This window comes from Saccharopolyspora hirsuta (assembly GCF_008630535.1).
Lineage (GTDB): Bacteria > Actinomycetota > Actinomycetes > Mycobacteriales > Pseudonocardiaceae > Saccharopolyspora > Saccharopolyspora hirsuta.
Window position 1 is genome coordinate 145,084 of sequence record NZ_VWPH01000009.1, and the last position, 13,648, is coordinate 158,731.

Here is a 13,648-nt window from a genome sequence, read left to right on the forward strand (position 1 = left end):
GCCAGCCGACCGGGGGATCCGGCGAGGAGGACGACATGGCCGCTACTGCCACCTGGGAGCGGACCGACGCCGGTTACACGGGAGTGCAGGCCGACGCCGACTGGGCCCGCGAGATCCGCGCGCTGGCCGACGAGCGGGACGCGGTGCTGCTGGCGCACAACTACCAGCTGCCCGAGATCCAGGACGTCGCCGACCACACCGGGGACTCGCTGGCGCTGAGCCGCATCGCGGCCAGCAGCAGCGCGAGCACGATCGTCTTCTGCGGCGTGCACTTCATGGCCGAGACCGCCAAGATCCTCGGCCCGGACAAGACGGTGCTCATCCCGGACGAGCGCGCGGGCTGCTCGCTGGCCGACTCGATCACCGCCGAGCAGCTGCGCGCCTGGAAGGCCGAGCACCCGGGCGCGGTCGTGGTGTCCTACGTGAACACCACCGCCGACGTGAAGGCGGAGACCGACATCTGCTGCACCTCGTCCAACGCGGTCGACGTGGTGCGCTCCATCCCGGCCGACCGCGAGGTGCTGTTCTGCCCGGACCAGTTCCTCGGCGCGCACGTCAAGCGCGAGACCGGCCGGGACAACCTGCACGTCTGGGCCGGGGAGTGCCACGTGCACGCCGGGATCAACGGCCCGGAGCTGGCCGAGCGGGCGGCGGCGAACCCGGACGCGGACCTGTTCATCCACCCGGAGTGCGGTTGCGCGACCTCGGCGCTGTACCTGGCGGGGGAGGGCACCGTCGCCGCGGAGCGGGTGAAGATCCTGTCCACCGGCGACATGCTGACCGCGGCGCGCGACACCGGTGCGCGGTCCGTGCTGGTGGCGACCGAGGTCGGGATGCTGCACCAGCTGCGCAAGGCCGCGCCGGAGATCGACTTCCGCGCGGTCAACGACCGGGCCTCCTGCCGGTACATGAAGATGATCACCCCGGCTGCGCTGCTGCGCTGCCTGCGGGAGGGCGCCGACGAGGTGCACGTGCCCAGCGACGTCGCCGACCGCGCGCGGGCCTCGGTCGAGCGGATGATCGCCATCGGCAAGCCCGGGGGCGGCGAATGAGCTGGGAAGCGGGCGCGGACCTGCTGGTCGTCGGCACCGGCGTCGCGGGCATGACCGCGGCGCTGCGGGCCCGCGAGCTGGGCCTGCGGGTGCTGGTGGTCAGCAAGGACTCGGTGGACGCGGGCAACACGACCTGGGCGCAGGGCGGCATCGCCGTGGTCCGGCCCGACGAGCTGGACCCGGGCGACAGCCTGGCCAAGCACGTCGAGGACACGCTGACCGCGGGCGTCGGGCTGTGCTCGCGCCCGGCGGTGCGGGAGATCCTGGCCGGTGGCGCGGCGGCGATCGCCCGGCTGCGCGGGGCCGGTGCCCGCTTCGACGTCGGAGCCGACGGCGAGCTGGCCCGGACCCGCGAGGGCGGGCACAGCGCGTTCCGCGTGATCCACGCGGGCGGCGACGCCACCGGTGCGGAGGTCCAGCGCGCGCTGGCCGACGCGGTGCGCGGCGGCGGGATCCCGGTGCTGGAGCAGCATTGCGTGGTCGAGCTGCTGCGCGGCGAGGACGGCTCCATCGCGGGCGCGCTCGCGATGGACGCGGAGAGCAGGCCGGGAGTGCTGCGCGCGCCTGCGGTGCTGCTGGCCACGGGCGGCCTCGGGCAGCTCTACGCGGCCACCACCAACCCCGAAGTGTCCACTGCGGACGGTGTTGCGCTGGCGCTGCGCGCCGGTGCCACGGTGGCCGACCTGGAGTTCGTGCAGTTCCACCCGACGGTGCTCTACACGCCGGGCGGCCCGCGCGGTCGCCGTCCGCTGATCACCGAGGCCGTGCGCGGTGAGGGCGCGGTCCTGGTCGACGTGCGCGGTCAGCGCGTCATGGCCGGGGAGCACCCGCTGGAGGACCTCGCGCCGCGCGACGTGGTGTCGGCGGCGATCAACCGCCGCGCCGCGGAAACCGGTTCGGAGTACGTGTTCCTGGACGCGACCGGCATCGGTGCCGGGTTCGCCGCGCGGTTCCCGACCGTGCACGCGGCCTGCCGGGCGGCCGGGATCGACCCGGTGCGCGAACCGATCCCGGTGGCCAGCGCGGCGCACTACTCGTGCGGCGGCGTGATGTCCAGTGTGGACGGACGCACCTCGGTGACCGGCCTCTACGCGGCGGGCGAGGTCGCCTGCACCGGCCTGCACGGCGCGAACCGGCTGGCGTCCAACAGCCTGCTGGAAGGCCTCGTCGTCGGGGCGCGCGCCGCCGAGGCGGTGGCCAAGGACCTGTGCTGCGGCCTGCTGAACCGCAAGCCGGTCGGCGAAGTCGTGCCGCCCGCGCTCGCGGTGGTGGACCGCGAGCTGCTGCAGACCACGATGAGCCGCCACGCGGGCATCGGCCGCTCCGAGGAGGGGCTGGCGGCGGCCACGAAGGCGCTGGACGGCGCGGCGATCGTGCGCCCGCTCAAGACCCGGGAAGCGGTGGAGGACGCGTCGCTGCTGATGACCGCGCAGGCGCTGCTCGCCGCGGCCCGGCAGCGCGCCGAATCCCGCGGCTGCCACCGCCGCACGGACTTCCCGGACACCGACGACCTGCGCTGGCGGCGCAGCACGGTGTTCCGGCTGGACGCCTCGGGTTGGCTCATCCACACCACGGCCGGGATTGCGAGGACCGCGGCATGACCATCGACATCGACGACGCGCGCCAGGTGGTGCGCACCGCGCTGGCCGAAGACCTGCGCTACGGCCCGGACGCGACCACCGAGGCCACCGTCCCGGCCGACGCGATCGCCGAAGCGGGCTTCAACACCCGCCGGGCGGGCGTGGTCGCGGGCCTGCCGCTGGTGCGGCTGGTCCTCGACGAGGTGCTGGGCGCGGACGCCTACGCGGTGCTGTCCGAGCGCGCCGACGGCGACGTGCTGGCCCCGGGCGACTGCGCGCTGCGGGTGAAGGCCCCGGTCCGCGGCCTGCTCACGGCCGAGCGCACAGCGCTGAACCTGCTGTGCCACCTGTCCGGCATCGCCACCGCGACGGCGGCGTGGGTCGAGGCGGTGGCGGGCACCGGCTGCCGCATCCGGGACAGCCGCAAGACCCTGCCGGGCCTGCGGGCGCTGCAGAAGTACGCGGTCCGCTGCGGTGGCGGCGTGAACCACCGGATGGGCCTCGGCGACGCGCTGCTGATCAAGGACAACCACGTGGTGGCGGCGGGCTCGGTGGTGGCCGCGGTCCGCGCCTGCCGCGCGCACGCCCCGGACCTGCCGATGGAGGTCGAGGTCGGCACGCTCGACGAGCTCGACGCGGTGCTGGCCGAGGACGTCTCCCTGGTCCTGCTGGACAACTTCACCCCGGACCAGTGCGCGGAGGCGGTCCGCCGAGTCCGCGAGACCTCCCCGAACACGGAGCTGGAGGCCTCCGGAGGCCTCACCCTCGAAGTAGCGGCGGAGTACGCGGAAACCGGGGTCCACTACCTGGCGGTCGGCGGCCTCACCCACTCCTCCCCAGCCCTCGACCTCGGCCTGGACATGTGATCACTCGGTGGTGAATCCGCATCCCACCGCGTGCCGGGGCCGCGGTGGGTGCGGTGCCCCTGGTTGCGGTCCGAGTGGCGGCCGAAGTCGTCTGGATCCAGGGCATCTTCGGCGTAGCGCTTCGTCGCGGGGTCCAAGCGGTAGCGGAATGTCATCGGCTGGCGGTCGCCCTCGACCCGCCAGAAGCGTTCGATGCCCGCGGCGGCGTACTCGGCAGGTTTGTCGATCCGGTCGGCAGTGGCCGAGCACGCGGACACGACCTCGACCACCAGTCGGCAGTGCGCTGGGCGCAGGACCGCGTCGTCCGGCAGGCCGAGGTCGTGCGCGACGATGTCGGGTTTGCGGATCAGGAGCGGTTCGTCGCGCAGCCTGAGGTCCGCGCTGGTGGTGATCGCGAGCGCGGACCCGCAGATCCGCTCCAGCTCGTTCGCGAGGTGTCGGACGGTGTTCTGGTGCCGACGGGTCGGGCCCGGGTGCACGAGTACGGCGCCGTCGATTACTTCGAGGTACTTGCACGTCTCGTCGGGGAGCGCTTCGTAGGTGGCCGCATCCATCCCTGCGGGCGGCAGGAACAGCCAGTCGGGCAAGGAAGTCATCAGGGGAACACCGAGGTCCGGGGTGGGTTGTGCGCTCGTGGTGCGGTGGGAGATTACTGTGCGTGGTGGACAGGTGTCTTTCGCTGGATCGGGGGGAAGCTTGGTGAGCAGCGCGGAGCCGGACCGGGTTGTGCCGTCGCCGTTGTTGGGTGGGATCTACCGGGCTCGGCGGCCCAGCGGGCCGGTCGTCGGGGTGGTTGTGGTCGTGGTGTGCCTGCTGGTGGGGCAGACCGCTGCCGCGCTGGTGCTATTCCCGCTGCTCGGGGCTTCGGCGGCGGCTGCGGTCGGCGGGACCATGACGTTGGTCGACCAGCTCGCGATGCTGCTCAGCTTCCTCGGCGTCGTCGGGATGCTCGCGTTGTGGGTCCGGCTCAAGGAGCGGCGGCCGTTCGGCAGCGTCGGGTTCTTCCCCGCTTCGCGGGTCGGTGTGCACCTGGGGATCGGCGCGGCCATCGCGGTGGTGCTGCTGGGCCTGCCGGTCGGCGTGAACCTCCTCAGTGGACAGTTCGACGTCGGGGCGGTGCACGTCGCGCAGATCGGCGGGGCGTTCGTCGCGCTCGTCGGGTTCGCCGTGCAGGCCAGCACCGAGGAGATCATCACCCGCGGCTACCTGATGCAGGTGACCTACCGGAAGTGGGGCCTGACCGCCGCCGTCGGCCTGCAGGCCGTGGTCTTCTCCCTGCTGCACGGCGCCAACCCGAACGTGACGGTGGTGGCCCTGGTCAACATCCTGCTCATCGCGCTGCTGCTGGCGTTCTGGGCGCTGGCCGAAGGCGGGCTCTGGGGTGTGTGCGCGTTCCACGCGGTGTGGAACTGGTGCCAGGGCAACGTCTACGGCATCGAGGTCTCCGGGATGGACATCAGCACGACGATGCTGACCACGGCGGGGACCCCGGGCAGCGCCCCGCTCCTCACCGGCGGCGCCTTCGGCGTGGAAGGCAGCCTGCTCACCACTGCCGTCCTCGCCATCGGCACGGCCCTCGCCTACCTCGCCCACCGCCGCGCCCGATCAGCAGCGAGGTGAAAGGCGTCAGGGCTTGCGTCCCAGCCCTGCCAGCGTGGTGGTGTCGCGCTGCGCGAGCTCCGAGGCCTCGGCGCGCCACTGGCCGGACCGGACCACCCCCGGGTCCACCAGCTCCAGGCCGGTGAAGTAACCGGCGATCTCCTCCGGCGTGCGGTGGTTGTACGGGATCGCGCCGGACTCCGCGTAGCGCCGGGCCGCGTCCACCGCCACGGGGTCGCTGTCGTCGACGTCGAACAGCGCCAGGTAGGAACCCGACGGCAGCGCCGCGAGCAACGTGTCCACGATGGACCGTGCGCGGGAGTACTCGGGGATCAGGCCCATGATCCCGAACAGGATCAGGGCCACCGGGCGGTCGAGGTCCAGCGCTTCGCGGGCGCCTTCGACGATCGCCTCGGGCTCGCGGACGTCGGCGTGGATGTACCGGGTGGCCCCCTCCGGCGTGCTCGTCAGCAGCGCGCGGGCGTGGGCCAGCACGAGCGGATCGTTGTCGACGTAGACGATCCGGCTCTCCGGGGCCGCCTGCTGCGCGATCTCGTGGGTGTTCTCCGCGGTCGGCAGGCCGGTGCCGACGTCCAGGAACTGCCGCACCCCGCACTCGGTGACCAGGTGCCGGACCATCCGCCCCAGGCAGCCCCGGCTGGCCTGCGCCGCCGCCCGCATCCCCGGGAACACCTGCAGGAACTCCTCGCCAGCGGCGCGGTCGACCGCGTAGTGGTCCTTGCCGCCGAGCCAGAAGTTCCAGACGCGGGCCGCGTGCGGCACGGTCGTGTCCATCTCGTCGGAGACGGACCCCCGTATCTGGACGTCCTCGGAATCGGGCATACCGGCTTCTCCCTGAAAGCGCTCGACGGCTGCTGACGGCTACTGTCTACCGCATCCCCGTCATGCGCTGCAGGGCATCCGGCGGAACCGGCCGGAACTGCGCCCGAACCGCCGCGAGAAGCAGGGGCGCCCTTCGACGAGCTGGTGAAGGGCGCCCCTGCTTCTCGCTCAGAAGCGGCGGTTGGCGAGGACCGGGATGGCCTGGCGGGCCTGCTCGACCGCGGCCGGGTCCACGTCGACGACCAGGACGTCCGGGGCGTCGGCGAGCTGGGCGTGGACCTGGCCGAACGGGGTGGCGACGAGGCTGTGGCCGATGCCGGTCGGGGCCTTGCCGCTCGGCTCGCGGCCGATGCTGCGCGGGTCGGCCTGGCCGCAGGCCACCACCCACGACGTCGAGTCCAGGGCGCGGGCGCGGACCAGGAGCTCCCACTGCTCGCGCTTGCCCTCCCCGGAGCCCCACGAGGCCGAGGTGACGATCACCGAGGCCCCCTGGTCGGCCAGCGCCGCGTACAGGCCGGGGAAGCGGACGTCGTAGCAGGTGGTGAAGCCGACCTTGGTGCCGCCGAGGTCCACCACCACCGGCGAGGTGCCGGGGGCGACCGTGTCGGACTCGGCGAAGCCGAAGGCGTCGAACAGGTGGATCTTGTCGTAGCTGGTGTCCACGCCGCGGCCGGTGATCAGCAGCGTGTTGGTGACCCGGCCGTCGTCAGCGGGGGTGAACATGCCCGCCACCACCGCGATGCCCGCCTCGTCGGCCAGCCGCCGGACCTCGGCGGCCCACGGCCCGTCCAGCGGTTCGGCCAGCGGGCCGAGCTTGACGCCGAAGCACGCCATGGTCGCTTCCGGGAACACCGCGAGGTCGGCCCCGGCCTCGGCGGCCCGCCGGACGCCGTCGGCCACCAGCTCGAGGTTCGCCTTCGGGTCCGGGCCGGTCACGATCTGGCACAACGCGATCCGCATAACCATCCTCCACAACCGTTACCATGTTTGTATACCAGCGATATGCAAGAGGAGCTGTCGGCGGATGCCGTCCGCGCCTTTGGAAGCGGCGTCAGCCGCTTGCATCCACCTACGAAAGATGACCACCGGCGGGTTCTGAGAGCTTTCCTGGCGAGGACGGCCCCTCCGCCGTGTATTGGCATACATCAGGAGGGGCACCCGCAGTCCAGGGAAGCTCTCAGGTTCCGCTGAGGGACCACCTATCCAGACCATCCACCAACCAGCTCTAAGGGGTACTCGTTGCCGTCCGGACGCGAACTCGCCTACGACCACCTCAAGGACACCGTCCTCAGCGACCCGGCCATGCAGGGGCAGTTCGTCAACGAACAGGCCCTGGCCGACGAGATCGGGGTGTCCCGCACGCCGATCCGCGAGGCCCTGCTGCTGCTCGCCGCCGAGGAGCTGGTGCAGCTGGTGCCCAAGCGCGGTGCCTACATCGCGCCCGTCGGCGGCCGGGAGATCCGCGAGCTGTTCGAGATCCGGGCCATGATCGAGTGCTACGCCGCCCGGCGCGCCGTCGAGCTCGGGGCGGTGCCGGTGGTCGAGATGCGCGCCGAGCTCGACGGCCAGCGCGGGCTCACCGGTGATGACGAGGCCCGCGCCTTCATCGACCGCGACCACCGGTTCCACTCGGCGCTGGTCCGCGCGGTCGGCAACGACATGCTGAGCAAGACCTACGACGGGCTGCGCGCCCGGCAGATCCGCGCGGGCATCGTGGCCCTGTTCTCCCACGGCGACCGCCGCAAGGCGGTGCTGGTCGAGCACGAGGCGATCGTGGAGGCGCTCGCCGCGGGGGACGCGGAAGCCGCCGAGGCGGCGATCACCGCTCATCTCCAGGCCACCCAGCAAGTTCTCATCGAGGGTTGAGCGGTTCGGGCCGCCCCGAACCGCTCGCGGACCTCACTGCGCGTCGCGGCGGCCGAGGGCGAGCCCGATCAGCGTCACCACGCACGTCGCCACCAGGTAGGCGGCCGGGGCCACCCAGGTGCCGAAGTAGGCGAACAGCGACGTGAACAGCAGCGGTGCCAGCGCGCCGCCGACGACGCCCGCCAGCGTGTAGGCCAGCGACGACCCGGTGGAGCGCAGCGCCGGGCTGAACTGCTCGGAGACGAAGGCCGCCTGCGGGCCGTACATGAGCGCGTGCCAGACCAGGCCGACGATCACGCCGACGACCAGCAGCGTCGCCGAACCGCCCTGGACCATCGGGAAGAAGATGAACGGCCACACGCCCGCGCCGATCGCGCCCACCGCGTAGATCTTGCGGCGGCCGATCCGGTCGGACAGCGCACCGGCCAGCGGCATCAGCACCAGCTGCAGCGTCGAGCCGAGCATGACCCCGGTGACCGCCCAGCTCTTGGGCATGTCCAGCTGCTGCGTCGCGTAGGTGAGCACGAAGACGGTGAACAGCGCGTAGAGCACGTCCGGGCCGACGCGGGAGAGGATCGCCGACACCAGCGCCCGGGGTTCGCGGGTGAAGACCTCGCGCACCGGCGCACCGGCCTGCTCGCCCTTCTCCTGCAGCTCCTTGAAGACCGGGGTCTCCTCCAGCTTCACCCGGATCCACATGCCGAACAGCACGAGCACGGCCGAGAGCAGGAACGCGACCCGCCAGCCCCAGGACATGAACTGCTCCTGGGTGAGCGTCGCGGCCAGCACCGCCAGCACGCCGTTGGCCATCAGGTTGCCCGCGGGCGGGCCGATCTGCGCCGCCGAGGCCCAGAAACCGCGGTGCTTCTCGCTGCCGAACTCGCTGGACAGCAGCACCGCGCCGCCCCACTCGCCGCCGATGCCGACGCCCTGCGCGAACCGCAGGACCACCAGCAGCACCGCGCCGAGCGCGCCGACCTGGTCGTGCGTCGGCAGCAGTCCGATGAACACCGTGGAGATGCCGGTGACCAGCAGGGTGATGACCAGCACCTGCTTGCGGCCCAGCACGTCGCCGAGCCGACCGAAGACGAAGCCGCCCAGCGGTCGGGAGACGTAGCCGACGGCGTAGGTCGAGAACGCCAGCAGCGTGCCCGAAAGCGGGTCGTGGCTGGGGAAGAACAGCTGGCCGAACACCAGCGCCGAGGCCACCGAGTAGGCGGCGAAGTCGTACCACTCCAGGGACGTCCCGCTCAACGACGCGACGAACGCCTTGATCAGGTCCTTGCGAGGTGGCCGCGCGGTGGCGGGGAGGGCTTGAGTCATCGAGGTCCTTGTCGAGCTTGCCGCGCTGAGGTGCGGTCTGTTGTGATACTAAATGTATACAACCGGTATGCCGCCTTGGAGGGGATTGTGTTTCCACTGCGTTTCGATGTCAACGGCGAGGTCGTCGAGGTGTCGGTGACGACGCTGCTCAACGGCGGCTACGCCGGTCGCAGCCAGGAGGACGTGGCCGCGCACGTCGCCGAGCTGGCCGAGCTCGGGGTGCCCGCGCCGACCAGCACGCCCTGCCTGTACCCGGTCGCGCCGTACCTCGCGATGCAGCCCGACCAGGTGCCGGTGCAGCACGACCGCACCTCCGGCGAGGCGGAGTGGGCGCTGGTCGTCGCCGGGCCGGAGGAGCGCGACGTGCTGCTGACGGTGGCCTGCGACCACACCGACCGGGCGCTGGAGGTGCACGGCGTCGCGTGGAGCAAGCAGGCCGGGCCGGACGTGCTGGGCCGCCAGGCGTGGCGGCTGGTCGACGTCGCCGACCGCGTCGACGAGCTCACCCTGACCGCGTGGGCCGGTGGCGAGCAGATCCAGCGGGGCACCCTCGCGGAGCTGCTCTCGCCCCAGTACTGGCTCGACGACCTGCGGGAACGCGGCCTGCTCAAGCCGGGCACCGTGCTGCTGTCCGGCACCATCCCGATGGACTCGGCCGTCGACCAGTTCGCCGACACCTGGCGGGTGGAGCTCGGCGACCCGAAGACCGGCGCCACCATCGCCTGCGAGTACCGCCTCGACCGCATGCCCGACCCGGTGGCGTGAGCGCGTCCGGGCCCGTGAGCGCTTTCCGGGGTCCTGACACTAGAAAGTGCTCACGGGTCCCACCTGCCACGACCTCTTCCCGGGCCAGAGCATCCGGCGAGGAAGATCTCAGCATTATTGAGAAACATTTGCAGCAGTGCCTAGAGTTCAGGCGTGCTCAATCGTCGTGGTTTGCTCGTCGCTGTCCCGGTCGCGTTGACCCTGCTCGGTGCCGGGTGCGCCGCGCCGACCGCGCCGGGGTCCGGTGATCCCGGATCCATGCTGCTCGCCGACGGGTTCGAGCCGGAGAGCCTGAACCCGCTGCTGGGCTACGGCGCCGAGGGCGCGGCCAAGTTCTACGACGGCCTGCTGGCCTTCGACGGGCGCGCCGAGCTGCGGCCCGCGCTGGCCGCAGAGCCCCCGCAGTCGTCCCCGGACGCCAAGACCTGGACGGTGAAGCTGCGCGACGGTGTGCGCTTCCACGACGGGACCCCGTTCGACGCCGAGGACGTGGTGGCCACCTACAAGGCGGCGGTCGACCCGGCCTACGCCTCCACCATCAGCTCCGACTACGAGATGCTCGCCGACGTGCGCGCGCTCGACCCGCACACCGTGCAGTTCGACCTGAAGATCCCGTACTCGGCCTGGCCGTCGAAGCTGGTGCTGGGCATCGTGCCGAACGAGAAGCTCGCCACCCCGCAGCCGCAGGAGAACTCCGAGCTCAACACCAAGCCGGTCGGCACCGGCCCGTACAAGCTGGTCGAGTGGCGGCAGGGCGACCAGATGACCTGGGAGGGCAACGCCGACTACTGGGGCGGCGCACCGGCCGTCGGCAAGGTCACCGTGGTCTTTGCCAAGGACGACAACACCCGCGCCCAGCGCCTGGCCTCCGGCGAGTTCGACGGCACGGTGCTGCCGCCGGTGCTCGCCGAGAGCGTCGGCCGCGACGGCTACCGCACGGTGCACCACAGCACCGCCGACTACCGCAGCATCGCGCTGCCCAACACCCACCCGGTCGCCGGGGACCGAGCGGTGCGCACGGCGCTGAACCTCGCGGTCAACCGCGAGGGCATGATCAAGGCGCTGCTGGGCGGGCACGGCAAGCCCGCCTACGCGCCGGTCCCGGAGTCGATGGGCGCCAACTTCGAACCCGCCGCCCGGTTCGACTTCGACCCCGAGCGCGCGAAGGAGCTGCTGGACGAGGCGGGCTGGCGGCCCGGCGCGGACGGCATCCGCGAGCGCGGCGGGGTGCGCGCCCAGTTCACCGTCATGTACTTCGCCGACGACAGCCTGCGCAAGGACCTGGCCACCGCGTTCGCCTCGGACGCCAGGGCGATCGGCATCCAGGTCGACCTCGCCGGGGTGGACCGCTCCGCGGTCGCCGCGCGGATCGGCAACGAGGGCATCGTGCTCGGCGGCGGCAACCCGATCGACCCGGACCCGCAGGTCTACAACAGCCTGCACTCCTCGGTGATCGGCACCGGCACCTACAACAACCCCGGCCAGTACCGCAACGCCGAGGTGGACGCCGCGCTCGACGGGGCCCGCCAGGAGCTCGACCCGGCCAAGCGCGCGGAGCTCTACCGGCAGGCCCAGCGCGCCTACGTCGCCGACCCCGGCCTGGTGTACCTGGCGTTCATCGACCACAGCTACGTGATGCGCGACAGCGGGTGGACCGGCTACCAGCCGCCGGTCGAGCCGCACACGCACGGCACCACCTGGGGGCCGTGGTGGAACATCGAGGACTGGAAGCCGCAGGCATGAGCCGTGCGATCGGCCGCCTGGTGCTGCGGCGGATCGGGTTCGCGGTGCCGGTGCTGGTGATCGTGGCGCTCGGGGTGTTCCTGCTCGCCGCGGCCTCGCCGTTCGACCCGATCTACCAGTACTACGGGGTGGAGATCTTCGGCGCGTCGGCCGCCGACGTCGCGCGGGTGCGCGCCGAGCTGGGCCTGGACGACCCCGTGCTGGTGCAGTTCTGGCACTGGTTGACCGGGGTGTTCGGCGGCGACCTCGGGGTGTCCCGGTCGTTCCGGCAGCCCGTCGCGCAGGTCCTCGCCGAGCGGCTGCCGTGGACGGTCCTGCTGGCCGCGACCGGGCTGGCGCTGGCGGTGGTGCTCGCGCTGGTGCTGGGCACGGTCGCGGCGTGGCGGCAGGGCGGCTGGGTGGACCGGTTCGTCACCGCCATCGGCCACGCCCTGGAAGGCCTGCCGCCGTTCGTGCTGGCGCTGCTGTCCATCGCGGTGTTCTCGCTGGGCCTGGGCTGGCTGCCGGTGGCGGGGCTGACCGACGCGGGGCAGCCCGTCTCGTTCGGGCAGGTCGCCGAGCACTTGGCGCTGCCCGCGCTGGTGCTGGGCATCTCGCAGTCGCCGTGGCTGGTGCTGCACGTCCGGCAGTCGATGCTGACCTCGCTGTCGGAGGACCACGTGACCGGCGCGCGGGCGCGCGGGCTCGCCGAGCGGGTGGTGGTGCTGCGGCACGCGCTGCCGACCGCGCTGCTGCCCTTCGTGACGCTGATCGGCGCGCGGATCCCGGAGCTGGTCACCGGCGCGGTGCTGGTCGAGGAGGTCTTCTCCTGGCCGGGGCTGGCCGCCGCCGTGGTCACCGCGGCGACCGCGGTGGACTACCCGCTGCTGGCGGTCCTGACCCTGGTGGCGACCGCGGCGGTGCTGCTCGGCTCGCTGCTCGCCGACATCGCCGCGATCCTGCTCGACCCGAGGGTGGCCGCCGATGGTTGAGACCGCTTGGCGGCCCGCGGGCCGCTCCCGCACCGCCCGGGCGCACCCGCGGGCCCGGTTCTGGGGATCGTCCGCGGCGCTCGCGGTGCTCGTGCTGCTCGCGTTCGCGGTGCCGGTGCTGTTCGGCAGCGAGTCCGTGCGGTACGACTCGATCCGCCTCGCACCCAGCCCGGCGCACCCGTTCGGCACCGACTCCGGCGGCCGGGACCTGTTCGTGCAGTCGCTGACCGGGCTGCGGATCTCCCTGCTGGTGGCCGGGTTCAGCGCGCTGGTGTCCACTGTGCTCGGTTCGCTGGTGGGCGCGGTCGCCGGTGCCCTCGGCGGGTGGCCGGACCGGTTGCTGATGCGCCTGGTGGACATCGTCAACTCGGTGCCGCACCTGCTGCTGGGCATCGTGATCGTCGCGCTGTACCGGGGGAGCCTGGGCGCGGTGATCCTGTCGATCGCGCTGACGCACTGGACGACGGTGGCGCGCATCGTGCGCTCCGAAGTGCTGTCGCTGCGCAGCCGCCCGTACGTCGACGCGGCGATCGCGGGCGGCTCGTCGCGGTGGCGGATCCTGGTGCGGCACCTGCTGCCCGCGATCGTGCCGCAGGCGGCGCTCTCGGCCGTGCTGCTCGTGCCGCACGCGGTGTGGCACGAGACCGCGCTGAGCTTCCTGGGCCTCGGCCTGCCCCCGCACCTGGCCAGCATCGGCAACATCCTCGGCGCGGGCCGCGAAGCGGTGCTGCTGGGCGCCTGGTGGATCGTGCTGTTCCCGTCCCTGCTGCTGGTGGCCACCACCCTGGCGGTCTCCGGCCTGGCCGCGACCTGGCGCGACCGAGTCGTGCCCCGACGCCGATCGGAGCTGGCCCTGTGACGGCCGAGGTACCCGGGCGAACCGCAGTTTCAGTTGAAACTGCGGATCCACGTGCCTGGAGATCGCAGCTTCAACTGAAACTGCGACCCCGGGAGCTCCCACCTCGGCGAGCGCGGGTGCGGCGGGGGACCGAGGTCTCGGCTCAGGCCGAGGACCTGATTTCCGCGGAAAACGCGCGACT

The 13,648-nt window shown here is 72.3% G+C and carries 13 protein-coding genes; 9 read left to right on the plus strand and 4 right to left on the minus strand.

Features of this window, described 5'->3' with window-relative positions; genetic code table 11:
• Positions 1–35: 35 nt before the first annotated feature.
• Genes nadA through nadC form a run of 3 tightly spaced genes read left to right on the plus strand, consistent with a single transcriptional unit; the run spans position 36 to position 3,498 of the window.
• Positions 36–1,052, plus strand: a complete 1,017-nt coding sequence (gene nadA, locus F1721_RS20640; RefSeq protein ID WP_150068373.1) for a quinolinate synthase NadA — start codon at positions 36–38, stop codon at positions 1,050–1,052.
• Positions 1,049–2,653, plus strand: coding sequence for an L-aspartate oxidase (locus F1721_RS20645; RefSeq protein ID WP_150068374.1), 1,605 nt, complete (start codon positions 1,049–1,051; stop codon positions 2,651–2,653). Before nadA ends, F1721_RS20645 begins: the two co-directional genes overlap by 4 nt.
• Positions 2,650–3,498: a carboxylating nicotinate-nucleotide diphosphorylase gene (gene nadC, locus F1721_RS20650; protein ID WP_150068375.1), complete on the plus strand. Its 849-nt coding sequence runs from the start codon at positions 2,650–2,652 to the stop codon at positions 3,496–3,498. The genes F1721_RS20645 and nadC overlap by 4 nt, the downstream gene beginning before the upstream one ends.
• Here nadC and F1721_RS20655 read toward each other — a convergent pair.
• Positions 3,435–4,094 (minus strand): Uma2 family endonuclease, encoded by a 660-nt coding sequence (locus F1721_RS20655; RefSeq protein WP_246155205.1) that lies wholly within the window; start codon positions 4,092–4,094, stop codon positions 3,435–3,437. The two genes, nadC and F1721_RS20655, sit on opposite strands and share 64 nt — an antisense overlap.
• Before the next feature lie 103 nt (positions 4,095–4,197).
• On the opposite strand from F1721_RS20655, the gene F1721_RS20660 reads away from it, so the two are divergent.
• Positions 4,198–5,118, plus strand: a complete 921-nt coding sequence (locus F1721_RS20660; RefSeq protein WP_150068376.1) for a CPBP family intramembrane glutamic endopeptidase — start codon at positions 4,198–4,200, stop codon at positions 5,116–5,118.
• Between the two features lie 6 nt (positions 5,119–5,124).
• On the opposite strand, the gene F1721_RS20665 is transcribed toward F1721_RS20660, so the two are convergent.
• Positions 5,125–5,940 carry an SAM-dependent methyltransferase gene (locus F1721_RS20665; RefSeq protein ID WP_150068377.1) on the minus strand — a complete coding sequence of 272 codons (816 nt, stop codon included), beginning with the start codon at positions 5,938–5,940 and terminating at the stop codon, positions 5,125–5,127.
• A gap of 168 nt (positions 5,941–6,108) precedes the next feature.
• Positions 6,109–6,900, minus strand: a complete 792-nt coding sequence (locus F1721_RS20670) for a carbon-nitrogen hydrolase family protein (RefSeq protein ID WP_150068378.1) — start codon at positions 6,898–6,900, stop codon at positions 6,109–6,111.
• 279 nt (positions 6,901–7,179) lie between these two features.
• On the opposite strand from F1721_RS20670, the gene F1721_RS20675 reads away from it, so the two are divergent.
• Positions 7,180–7,806: a GntR family transcriptional regulator gene (locus F1721_RS20675; RefSeq protein ID WP_150068379.1), complete on the plus strand. Its 627-nt coding sequence runs from the start codon at positions 7,180–7,182 to the stop codon at positions 7,804–7,806.
• 33 nt (positions 7,807–7,839) lie between these two features.
• Here F1721_RS20675 and F1721_RS20680 read toward each other — a convergent pair whose 3' ends face one another.
• Complete coding sequence (locus tag F1721_RS20680; RefSeq protein WP_150068380.1) at positions 7,840–9,129, minus strand: MFS transporter; 1,290 nt, start codon at positions 9,127–9,129, stop codon at positions 7,840–7,842.
• 87 nt (positions 9,130–9,216) lie between these two features.
• On the opposite strand from F1721_RS20680, the gene F1721_RS20685 reads away from it, so the two are divergent.
• The 4 genes from F1721_RS20685 (at position 9,217) to F1721_RS20700 (ending at position 13,467) form a co-directional block, all read left to right on the plus strand.
• Positions 9,217–9,894 (plus strand): DUF2848 domain-containing protein, encoded by a 678-nt coding sequence (locus F1721_RS20685; RefSeq protein ID WP_150068381.1) that lies wholly within the window; start codon positions 9,217–9,219, stop codon positions 9,892–9,894.
• A 153-nt stretch (positions 9,895–10,047) separates the two neighbouring features.
• Positions 10,048–11,637, plus strand: coding sequence for an ABC transporter substrate-binding protein (locus F1721_RS20690; protein WP_150068382.1), 1,590 nt, complete (start codon positions 10,048–10,050; stop codon positions 11,635–11,637).
• Positions 11,634–12,608 carry an ABC transporter permease gene (locus F1721_RS20695; protein WP_150068383.1) on the plus strand — a complete coding sequence of 325 codons (975 nt, stop codon included), beginning with the start codon at positions 11,634–11,636 and terminating at the stop codon, positions 12,606–12,608. The genes F1721_RS20690 and F1721_RS20695 overlap by 4 nt, the downstream gene beginning before the upstream one ends.
• Entirely contained in the window at positions 12,601–13,467 is an 867-nt protein-coding gene (locus tag F1721_RS20700; RefSeq protein WP_246155206.1) for an ABC transporter permease, read from the plus strand. The genes F1721_RS20695 and F1721_RS20700 overlap by 8 nt, the downstream gene beginning before the upstream one ends.
• Positions 13,468–13,648: the final 181 nt, after the last annotated feature.